At 72.3% G+C, this 7,086-nt stretch carries 6 protein-coding genes; 2 read left to right on the top strand and 4 right to left on the bottom strand.

The annotated features are described in order from the left end of the window. Positions 1–243 precede the first annotated feature (243 nt). On the bottom strand, positions 244–927 hold the full coding sequence (locus M878_RS78440) for an ABC transporter ATP-binding protein (protein ID WP_023550925.1): 684 nt from the start codon (positions 925–927) through the stop codon (positions 244–246). Next, positions 924–2,012, bottom strand: a complete 1,089-nt coding sequence (locus tag M878_RS78435; protein ID WP_023550924.1) for an ABC transporter permease — start codon at positions 2,010–2,012, stop codon at positions 924–926. Before M878_RS78435 ends, M878_RS78440 begins: the two co-directional genes overlap by 4 nt. Positions 2,013–2,192: 180 nt before the next feature. On the opposite strand from M878_RS78435, the gene M878_RS78430 reads away from it, so the two are divergent. Both M878_RS78430 and M878_RS78425 read left to right on the top strand, forming a co-directional pair. Then, positions 2,193–3,476, top strand: a complete 1,284-nt coding sequence (locus M878_RS78430; protein WP_023550923.1) for a sensor histidine kinase — start codon at positions 2,193–2,195, stop codon at positions 3,474–3,476. 14 nt (positions 3,477–3,490) lie between these two features. Next, positions 3,491–4,126 (top strand): response regulator, encoded by a 636-nt coding sequence (locus M878_RS78425; protein ID WP_031226123.1) that lies wholly within the window; start codon positions 3,491–3,493, stop codon positions 4,124–4,126. A gap of 18 nt (positions 4,127–4,144) precedes the next feature. Here M878_RS78425 and M878_RS78420 read toward each other — a convergent pair whose 3' ends face one another. Both M878_RS78420 and leuA read right to left on the bottom strand, forming a co-directional pair. Then, entirely contained in the window at positions 4,145–4,840 is a 696-nt protein-coding gene (locus tag M878_RS78420) for a TerB family tellurite resistance protein (RefSeq protein ID WP_031226121.1), read from the bottom strand. A 184-nt stretch (positions 4,841–5,024) separates the two neighbouring features. Beyond that, the gene (leuA, locus tag M878_RS78415) at positions 5,025–6,746 is read right to left on the bottom strand and encodes a 2-isopropylmalate synthase (RefSeq protein ID WP_023550920.1); all 1,722 of its coding nucleotides are present in this window, start codon (positions 6,744–6,746) and stop codon (positions 5,025–5,027) included. Between the last annotated feature and the right edge of the window lie 340 nt (positions 6,747–7,086).

The raw sequence follows: 7,086 nt of genomic DNA, 5'->3' as shown, positions 1-7,086 counted from the left end.
TGCCGCGCGGCCGTTCGCGGTGCTCGCGTGGGCAGGGTTCGCCTCTTCGGGACTCGCCTCTTCGGGACTCGCCTGGGCGGGCAGGCGCACGGTGAGCGAGGTGAGGAGTGCGAGGGCGGTGAGCAGGGCGCGGCTGAGCGGGGTCATCCGCTCATGTTCTCCGCAAGCAGCGGCCGCGCCCCGTATCCCACGCCCGTGCCGACGGCGGACGGGCGTGCGGCACCGCCACGAAGGGGGCGCCGGTCAGCGGGCCACCGTGGGGAAACCGAGCCGTCCGTCGTGGACTTCGGCGATCTCGTCGGCGGCCGTCAGATGGGTGCGGTCGTGCGTGACCAGGACGGTGGCGGTGGCCCGCTCATGGGTCAGACGGGTGATCAGATCGACGACGACGGCGCCGCGTTCGTGGTCGAGGGCGCTGGTGGGTTCGTCGACCAGGAGCAGGGTGGGGTCGTTCATCAGGGCACGGGCGATGCCGACCCGCTGACGCTGCCCGCCGGAGAGCTGGTGGGGGCGCCGGCCGGCCTGGGCGGCGAGGCCCACGGCGTCGAGCAGCTCCCTGGCCCGGGCGCGGGCCGCGGCCCGTGGGCGGCCGTCGATCCGGGCCATGACCTCCAGCTGCTCGGCCGCGGTGAGGGCGGGCAGCAGATGGGGCTGCTGGAAGACGATGCCGATCGTGCGGCGGCGCAGCTCGGTCAGGTCCCGGCGGCTCATACCGGTCGTGGTGACGCCGTCGACGGTGACCGTGCCGGCGTCGGGGGTGACGAGGGTGGCGGCGACGGCGAGCAGGCTGGACTTGCCGGAGCCGGAGGGGCCGACCACGGCCGTCAGCGTGCCCTTGGGCACGTCCAGGGTGACCTGGTCGAGGGCGGTCAGCCGGTCCTCGCCGTCGGGGTAGGTGAGGGTGATGCCGGACAGGTGCAGGCTCATCGGGCGCTCCCCAGGGCGGTCAGCGGGTCCACGGAGGTGATACGGCGGACGGACAGGGCGGCCCCGAGCGCGCCGATCAGGATCATCACGGCGGCGGGGACGAGGACGGTGGCGGGGGTGAGGAGAAACGGCACCGCGCGGTCCACGACGAGGGCGCCGAGCGCGGCGGCGGTGCCGGTGCCGAGGAGGGTGCCGGCGACGAGGAGCACGGCGGCCTGGCCGAGGGCGTCCCTGAGCAGGTGCGCGGTGGAGGCGCCGAGCGCCTTGAGGACGGCGATGTCGCCGCTGCGCTGGATGGTCCAGACGGTGAAGAAGGCGCCGACGACGAGGGCGGAGATCGCGAACAGGAAGCCGCGCATCAGCTGCAGGGAGCCGTTCTCGGAGGTGTAGGAGCCGATCGCGGACAGCGAGTCGTCCTTGGCGACGGTCCGGGTGCCGATGGTCCGGTCGGCGGCGGTGAGATCGGCGCCGGCGGTGGTGTCCAGGGCGATCACGGTCGCGGCCGGCCCGGCGCCGGCACTGCTGGGAGGTGCCATCTGCTGCCAGGCGGTGAGGCTGGTCCAGATGACCGGGGTGTGGCTGAAGGAGGCGTCGCCCTCGACGGCGGCCACGGACATCGTCCGGCCGGCGAGGGTGAAGGTGTCGCCGGGCTTGAGGCCGAGGGCGTCGGCGGCCGTGGCGGAGAGCACCGCCGCGTGCCCGTGGATCCTGCCGCCGTCGGGCGCCAGGTGGGAGCCGGGCCGGACACCGAAGGCCGAGACACCGGTGCTCCGGTCGCCCGCGGTGGCCTTCGTGGTGGTGATCCCGAGGGGTTCGGCGCGGGTGACGCCGGGCGTTCCGGCCCACTGTTCCCACTGCCGGGCGGTGACGGTGGAGCTGGTGTACGACAGGCTCTGCCCGTGGCCCGGGGCCTCGAAGGCGATGCGGTCGGCGGGCAGGCCGCTGATCGCGGAGATGTTCTGCCGGCCGAGGCCGGCGGTCAGTCCGGACAGCAGCCCGACCAGCAGTGTGATCAGGGTGATGACGGTCCCCATCAGGGCGAACCGTCCCTTGGCGAACTTCAGGTCTCTCCAGGCGACGAACACGGCTTCGGCTGCCTCTGCGATTCTCGGCGACGGTGGATACGGTGTGCCTCCACCGTCGCTGCCCCGGCCCCGCTCGGGCATCTGGCGGCGGAGGGCACTTCGCGGACCGAAAGACGGCGTGCGGATTGCAACTTTCGGCAGAGGCGCGGTCGCGGATCGCTTCCTTACGCTGGAAGGACTGTGAACACCTCTGCCCCCGCCCTGACCCCGACCACCCGGGCCCTGTCCTGGTGCCTGCACCTGCTGGTCGTCGGCCTGCTCGCGCTGACCGCCGTCCGGGCCGTGACCGGTCCCCTGACGCATGCCGGGCCGGCCGTCGCCCTGGCGGCCGGGTGCGGGCTGGTGTACGCGGCGGGTCCGCTGCTGCCCCGGATCCGCGGGGACCGGCGGGCCGCCGCCTGGTGGCTGGCCGCCGTCGGCGCGGTGTGGCTGGGGCTGCTGGCGCTGTCCGCCGACGGCGTGTGGGTCGCCTTCCCGCTGTACTTCCTCCAGCTCCATCTGCTGCCGCGCCGGACCGGCCTGGCCGCGGTGGCCGCGACCGCGCTCGCCGCGGTGACCGCGTTCGCCGCCCATCAGGGCTCCTTCAGCGCGGCCATGGCGATCGGACCGGCGCTCGGGGCCGCCGTCGCGGTCGCGGTGGTGTGGGGGTACCAGGCGCTGTACCGGGAGAGCGAGCGGCGCCGCCGCCTGATAGAGGAACTCACCGCCACCCGCGCGGACCTGGCCGAGGCCCAGCACACTGCGGGCGTGCTGGCCGAACGGGAACGGCTGGCCCGCGAGATCCACGACACGCTCGCCCAGGGGCTGTCCAGCATCCAGCTGCTGCTGCGCGCCGCCGAACGGAACCTGCCGGGCGCTCCTGAGAACGCCGTACGCCACGTCGGCCAGGCCCGTCAGGCCGCGGTCGACAGCCTCGCCGAGGCCCGCCGCTTCGTCGCCGCGCTGGCCCCGCCCGCGCTGGAGGGCACGACCCTGGCGGACGCGCTGGAACGGCTCTGCGCGACCACCGGTACCCGCCACCGACTGACGGCCCGCTTCCACCTCGCCGCCGATCCGGTTCCCCTGCCGACGGCGCACGAGGTGGCCCTGCTCCGCATCGCCCAGTCCGCACTGGCCAACACCGTCCGGCACGCGCAGGCCAGCACCGTGGACGTCACCCTCGGCACCCTGGGCGACCGCATCACCCTCACCGTCGCGGACGACGGCATCGGCTTCGATCCCGCCCGGCTGCCCGACCCCGACCCCGCAACGGGCGGCTTCGGCCTGACCGCCATGCACACCCGCCTGCACACCCTGGGCGGCACCCTGACCATCGACTCCGCCCCTGGCCACGGCACGACCCTGACGGCCCGCCTGCCCTTCACCCGGCCCACGGGAACCGAGAGGCCGCCCGCCGGCCCCGAGACCAGGCCGACCACCGAGACCAGGCCTGCCCCGCAGGCCGAGACCGAGGCCCGCCCGTGACCGAGCACCCCGTCATGACCGACCGTCCCGTCCGTCTCCTCCTCGCCGATGACCACCCCGTGGTGCGGGCCGGGCTGCGGGCGGTGCTGGAGACCGAGCCGGGTCTCGTCGTGGTGGCCGAGGCCGCGACCGCCGAGGACGCCGTCGCCCGTGCCGCCGCGGGCGACATCGACGTCGTACTGATGGACCTGCGGTTCGGCAAGGGGATGGGCGGCGCCGAGGCCACCGCCGCGATCACGGCCCGGCCGGGTGCCCCCCGGGTCGTGATCGTCACCACCTACGACTCCGACGCCGACACCCTCCCGGCCATCGAGGCCGGCGCCACCGGCTACCTGCTCAAGGACGCCCCTCCGGAGGAGCTGGCCGCCGCCGTGCGGACGGCCGCCACCGGACGCACCGCCCTGGCGCCCGCGGTCGCGGACCGGCTGTTGAACCGGCTGCGCGCGCCCGGCACTTCACTGACCCGGCGCGAGACCGAAGTCCTCGCCCTGGTCGCCGAGGGTCTGTCCAACCAGGCCGTCGGCCGGCGCCTCCACCTCACGGAGGGCACGGTCAAGTCCCACCTCGCCCGTGTCTACACCAAGCTCGGCGTCGACTCGCGCACCGCCGCCGTGGCCACCGCCACCGACCTCGGCCTCATCCGCCGTTAGTTCCGGCTTCGCTCGCCCTCAGGACGGTGTCCGGGCCGCCGCCAGCAGCCGGGTGACATCGTCGGCGCAGATCGTCAGTGCCGCGCCGACCGTGGCGAGGGCGTCGCGTTCGGCGGGGGTGTAGGGGCCGTCGGCGAGGGCGATGCGGGCGGCCTGGAGGAGGAGGGACTCGCGGCCGGCGGGGGCGAGGTGCGGGGCGAGCGGGTCCAGGGCCTCGTGCAGCTCTATCGTCAGGCTCGTGCCGCACTCCCCGCCGAGCACCCGGCCGGTGTCCGCGGCGAGGGCCTCGACCAGCGCGGCCAGCTGTTCCTCGGTACAGCCGTCGAAGCCGGCCGCGCGGACGGCGGCGGCGGCTGACTCCAGGGCCGTACGGGAGGAGGTGCCGCCCGCGGCGAGCACGGCGAGGGCGACGGTGTGCACGGCGTCGCGGAGCATCGCCGAGAAGCGGCGGGTGGTGGGGTGGTCCAGGACGTCGGTGCCGTAGTGGTGGCGGCAGGCGGCGCACTCCACGACCGGTCCGGTGGACCCGCGGGACAGCAGGGGCACGCCGAGCAGGGTGAGCCGACGGCGTCCGGTGAGCCGCTGGTAGTTGCGGTCGCCTCCGCAGCCCGGGCAGTAGAACTCGCCGTCCCCGACGGGAGTCCACGCGGTGCGGATGCGCAGGATGTGCACAGCCGTGGTGGCACGGCCGTCTCGTCCCCGTACTGGCAGCACGTCGCACCTCCGTAACGGCACGGCAACATCGCCGCGCTGGCGTGATGTTAGCCACATCACGGAGGCTGAGTCAGTACCCCGGAAGAGACCTTTCTGTGACCTGCCCGGCACTGTGGCCGATAACAGACGGGGCCCCGACCGCCGTATACAGCGGTCGGGGCCTCGAAACTCCCGGTCAGAGCCGTCAGCGGGCGGCGCGGTTCACCGCGGAGACGACCGCCTTCAGCGACGCACGCGTCGTGTTCGCGTCGATACCGATCCCCCACAGGACCTTGTCGTCGATCGCGCATTCGATGTAGGAGGCGGCCTGTGCGGAGGCGCCCTCGCTCATCGTGTGCTCCTGGTAGTCCAGGAGGCGTACGTCGATGCCGATGGACTGCAGGGCGTCGAAGAAGGCCGAGATCGGACCGTTGCCGGAACCGGTCAGGACCGTGTTCTCGCCGTCGACCGTGGCCTCGACCGTGAGCGTGTCCACGCCGTCCGTGTCGGTCGTCGACTGGCCCGTCCTGACCTGGATACGTCCCCACGGGTTGTCCGGGTTCGGCAGGTACTCGTCCTGGAAGACCGCCCAGATCTCCTTCGGCGTGATCTCGCCGCCCTCGGCGTCCGTCTTCGCCTGGATGATCCTGGAGAACTCGATCTGCATCCGGCGCGGCAGCTCCAGCTTGTGGTCGTTCTTCAGGACGTAGGAGATACCGCCCTTGCCGGACTGCGAGTTGACGCGGATGACGGCCTCGTAGGAGCGGCCGACGTCCTTCGGGTCGATCGGCAGGTACGGCACGGCCCACTCGATGTCGTCGACGGTGACGCCCTTGGCCTTCGCGTCGGCCTCCATGGCGTCGAAGCCCTTCTTGATGGCGTCCTGGTGGGAGCCGGAGAAGGACGTGTAGACCAGGTCGCCCACGTACGGGTGGCGCGGGTGGACCTCCATCTGGTTGCAGTACTCCCACGTACGACGGATCTCGTCGATGTCGGAGAAGTCGATCTGCGGGTCGACGCCCTGGGAGAACAGGTTCATGCCCAGGGTGACCAGGTCGACGTTGCCGGTGCGCTCGCCCTGCCCGAACAGGCAGCCCTCGACGCGGTCGGCGCCGGCCATCAGGGCCAGCTCGGCCGCGGCCACGGCCGTACCGCGGTCGTTGTGCGGGTGGACGGACAGGCAGACGTAATCGCGGCGCGACAGGTTGCGGTGCATCCACTCGAAGCGGTCCGCATGCGTGGACGGCGTCGAACGCTCCACCGTGGCGGGCAGGTTGAGGATGATCTCGCGGCCCGGGCCGGGCTGCCAGACGTCCATCACCGCCTCGCAGACCTCCAGCGCGAAGTCCAGCTCGGTGTCGGTGAAGATCTCCGGCGAGTACTGGTAGCCGAACTCCGTCTCCGGGCCCAGCAGTTTCTCGGCGTACTCCATCACCAGGCGGGTGCCGTCGACGGCGATCTGCTTGATGTCGTCCTTGGAGCCACGGAAGACCACGCGGCGGAAGACCGGGGCCGTGGCGTTGTAGAGGTGCACGGTGGCGCGCTTGGCGCCCTTCAGGGACTCCACGGTCCGCTCGATCAGGTCCTCACGGGCCTGGGTCAGCACGGAGATCGTGACGTCGTCCGGGATCGCGCCCTCTTCCTCGATGATCGAGCGCACGAAGTCGAAGTCGGTCTGGCCGGAGGCCGGGAAGCCGACCTCGATCTCCTTGTAGCCCATCTTGACCAGCTGGTCGAACATCCGGCGCTTGCGCTCGGGCGACATGGGGTCGATCAGGGCCTGGTTGCCGTCGCGCAGGTCGGTGGAGAGCCAGCGGGGGGCGGCGGTGATGCGCTTCTGGGGCCAGGTGCGGTCCGGGATGTCGACCTGCTCGTAGCGGCCGTATTTGTGGATCGGCATGCTGCTGGGCTGCTGGCGGTTGGCCATGGTGGCGTGGGCTCCTCAGGGTGTCCGGATGCCCGGCATCCGGATGTCCGGGTGGACGGCCGACGACGCAACGCCAAGCACCGCGGGGAGGGAGTCGGCCTCGACTACAGGCCCTCGCCGCGGCAGCTAAGGAGAAGCAGCCCGAAACGCATGATGCGCAGCAGCCTAGCCGAGCCGCCCCGGAAGCGGGGTCGCGTCCCAGTATGCGGGACCGGAATCACAAAAAGGACAAAAAGTGCGCCGTACCACATTGTCACGGAGCGTGGCGCTCCCTGTCCCGGTATTTCACCAATCATGGTGGCAGCTAGTGACATCAGCATCACACAGTGCGATGGTGCGG

This window comes from Streptomyces roseochromogenus subsp. oscitans DS 12.976, assembly GCF_000497445.1.
GTDB lineage: Bacteria > Actinomycetota > Actinomycetes > Streptomycetales > Streptomycetaceae > Streptomyces > Streptomyces oscitans.
The sequence above is the reverse complement of the archived record's forward strand: the minus strand, read 5'-3'. Positions and strand labels throughout refer to the sequence as shown.